This window comes from Candidatus Bipolaricaulota bacterium, assembly GCA_021159055.1.
GTDB lineage: Bacteria > Bipolaricaulota > Bipolaricaulia > UBA7950 > UBA9294 > S016-54.
Genome location: JAGGSO010000140.1, coordinates 1 through 3,026, shown reverse-complemented (window position 1 = coordinate 3,026; position 3,026 = coordinate 1). Strand labels below are relative to the sequence as shown.

Below are 3,026 nucleotides of genomic sequence, written 5' to 3'. Positions count from 1 at the left end.
TGACGATCCACCGTGTCCTGATCCGGGACCAGCCTTCGATGATCTCCCGTTCTTCTAAAAGGATCACCCCTTCCCGCTCCACCCAATCCCGGACGCGGAAGTCCCGGGCTAGGATCTCCTTACCCTGCATTTCGATGAGCAACTGCCCGCCCGGTCTGAGGGAGACGAAGAAGTTCTCCAATACCTTTTTATCCTCGGCTGGATTGGAGAAGTAGCCGAACGAAGTGAATAGGTTAAGTGCCGCATCGAAAGCCTCCGGACGCCGGAACTCGCGCATATCCATCTGGATCAATTCCAGCGCTAGATTCCCCTCTTTGGCCCGGTGCTGCGCTTCTCCGATGAATGCGGCGGTACGGTCGACCCCGGTGACGGAAAATCCCCTGCGGGCGAGCTCCAACGAATGCCGGCCGGGCCCACAAGGCATGTCCAGAATTCGCATTCCCGAGGTAAGCCCAAGTAATGAGACAATGGACTCCACCTGTTCCCCAGCTGCTATCCAGGCTCGGTGGGAGAATTGAATCGGGGCCGTCTCTTCCCAAAACCTCTTGTCCTCATGCCATTCCATCATAGCACCCCTCCGATCTCCGTGCAGACTTGATCACGGTCCGCCAATTTCCATTCTATCACTCTTGTGGAACGAAGTGAATCCTATTTAAGAGCGGGAAAGGATAGCGACTTACGTCATTAGACCGGTATTGAAAGATTGGCTTGGGGGAGCCAGTGCGGTAGAATCGGAAAAGTTCAAGGAAGGAGGAAGAATGAGTGCAGGCACGATCGCGATAGTCGTCGTAGTCGTCCTCATCGGTTGGGGAATCATGATCTACAACCGACTCGTCCGGCTGCGGATCCGGGCTGAGGAGGCGTGGCGCGACGTCGATACCCAACTGAAGCGCCGCTACGACCTGATCCCCAACCTGGTGGAGACGGTGAAGGGGTATGCTGCCCATGAAAAGGGCGTGTTCGAGGAGGTCACGAAGGCGCGCGCCGCGGCGATGGGGGCGAGTTCCCCCAAGGAGATCGCCCAAGCCGAGGCAGGGCTGAAAGGGGCGCTCAAATCACTGTTCGCAGTGGTGGAGAACTACCCCCAGCTCAAGGCGAACGAGAACTTCCAGCAGCTGCAGCAGACGCTGGAGGAGGTCGAGGACCAGATTCAGCGGGCGCGGATGTACTACAACGCGGTGGTGCGTGATCTGAACACGAACATCGGGATCTTCCCCCAGAGCCTGATCGCGAACATGTTCCATTTTCAGCCGCGGGAGTTCTACACCCTGACCGGGGAGGAAGAGAGGAAGGCACCGCGGGTACGGTTCTGATGAAAAGGGCGTTCGTTTTACTCATCATTCTGATCGGGTTCGGGGTCATCGCCCAGGCGAGCCTGCGAATAACCGACTTCCAGTCGGCGATCGTCCTCGAGCAATCAGGAGAACTGACGGTCACAGAGACGATCGGGGTGACCTTCTTCTCGCCCCATCATGGAATCGAGCGCTGGATCCCGGTCTCCTACCGCCGCCCGACCGGGGAGCGGATCACGATCGGGCTCAAGGTGACCGGAGTGACGCTCGACGAACGCTCGGTCCCGTACACCGTCCGGTCGCGCGGGGGTTCGGTCTACATCCGAATCGGCGACCCCGACCTGACGATCACCGGCGATCACACCTACACCATATCCTACACCGTCTCCCGCGCCCTGCTGTTCCACGCGGACTACATCCAGCTCTACTGGAACGTCACCGGGAATGAGTGGTCGATCCCGATCGATCACGCAACCGCTGTCCTCACCCTGCCGTCCGGGATCGATCCCGCCCATGTCTCCACGACCTCGTACGTCGGATACCAAGGGAGCACGACGCGCGGCGCTCCGGCCCAACTCGATCCTCAGGGGCGGCTCGTGTTCACCGCCGATGCCCTATCCCCGGGAGAGGGACTGACGATCGACGTTTCCATCCCCCGGGATGAGGCCGGGATCGCCGCCCCGACCGCGGGGGAGCGGATGATGTGGTTCCTCTCCGCAAACAAGTATGCATTCCTCCCGCCGCTCACCCTGATCGGGATGTTCCTTCTGTGGTTCAAGGTGGGGAAGGATCCGGCCAAGGGGACGATCGCGCCGCGGTTCTCTCCCCCGAAGGATGTCCATCCCGGCGAGGCCGGGATCCTGATCGACGACCGCGCCGACCTGCGCGACATCACGGCGATGGTGATCGGCCTGGCGGTCGCAGGCTACATCAAGATAAAGGAGATCCAGGCGGAAGAGGCAGGGATGCTCGAACAGGTCAAAAAGCTGTTCGGCCGGTCCGGTCCGGTGGACTACGAGTTCGTCAAGCTGCGGGAGCCCGACGACAAACTGACCCGAGCCGAGAAGCGGCTGATGAACGCGATCTTCGACTCCACCCATCCGGAGTCCCGGACCCTGTCGTCGCTGGAGAATGAGTTCTACCAGCACCTGCCGCAGATCAAGGCCGATCTCTACTCCGAGCTGATCAAGAAGGGCTATTACCCGCACAACCCAGAGCGGGTGCGGGGGTTCTACGCCGTACTCGGGATGATGATCATCGGGTTCGGGATATTCCTCGGGATATTCGCCGCTTCCTTCTACCTCGGGATCGCCGTCGGGCTGTGCGGATTGATCGTCCTCGCGTTCTCCCCGATCATGCCGCGCAAGACGAAGAAGGGCGTCGAGGTGTACCGTGACCTCCTCGGGCTGTCCGAGTACATCCGCCGTGCCGAAGTCAAGCAGATGGAGTTCCACGATGCGCCGGAGAAGAACCCAAAGCTGTTCTCCAAGCTGCTTCCCTATGCGATGGCGTTCAACCTGACCCGGATCTGGACAAAGCAATTCGAAGGGCTGCTGCAGGAGCCTCCCGACTGGTACGTGGGGGCGAGCCCGGTCTTCCACGGCCACCTGTTCTATCTCTCGATGATGAACCTGTCGAACGGGATGGAGCGCACGTTCGTCTCCGCTCCCCGCACGAGCGGGGGAGGGAAGTCCGCCGGGGGGGGGGGAGGGGGCTCGGGGGGGGGGTTCTCGG

The 3,026-nt window shown here is 60.8% G+C and carries 3 protein-coding genes; 2 read left to right on the top strand and 1 reads right to left on the bottom strand.

Annotated features, from left to right (window positions below; genetic code table 11):
• Positions 1 to 568 (bottom strand): class I SAM-dependent methyltransferase (locus J7J55_07255; GenBank protein MCD6142491.1); only part of this gene is annotated, 568 nt, incomplete at its 3' end.
• 190 nt (positions 569 to 758) lie between these two features.
• Here J7J55_07255 and J7J55_07250 point away from each other — a divergent pair.
• Both J7J55_07250 and J7J55_07245 read left to right on the top strand, forming a co-directional pair.
• Complete coding sequence (locus J7J55_07250; GenBank protein MCD6142490.1) at positions 759 to 1,313, top strand: LemA family protein; 555 nt, start codon at positions 759 to 761, stop codon at positions 1,311 to 1,313.
• Positions 1,313 to 3,026, top strand: a 1,714-nt coding sequence (locus tag J7J55_07245; protein ID MCD6142489.1) for a DUF2207 domain-containing protein, incomplete at its 3' end; no start/stop codon positions are given. The genes J7J55_07250 and J7J55_07245, both read left to right, overlap by 1 nt.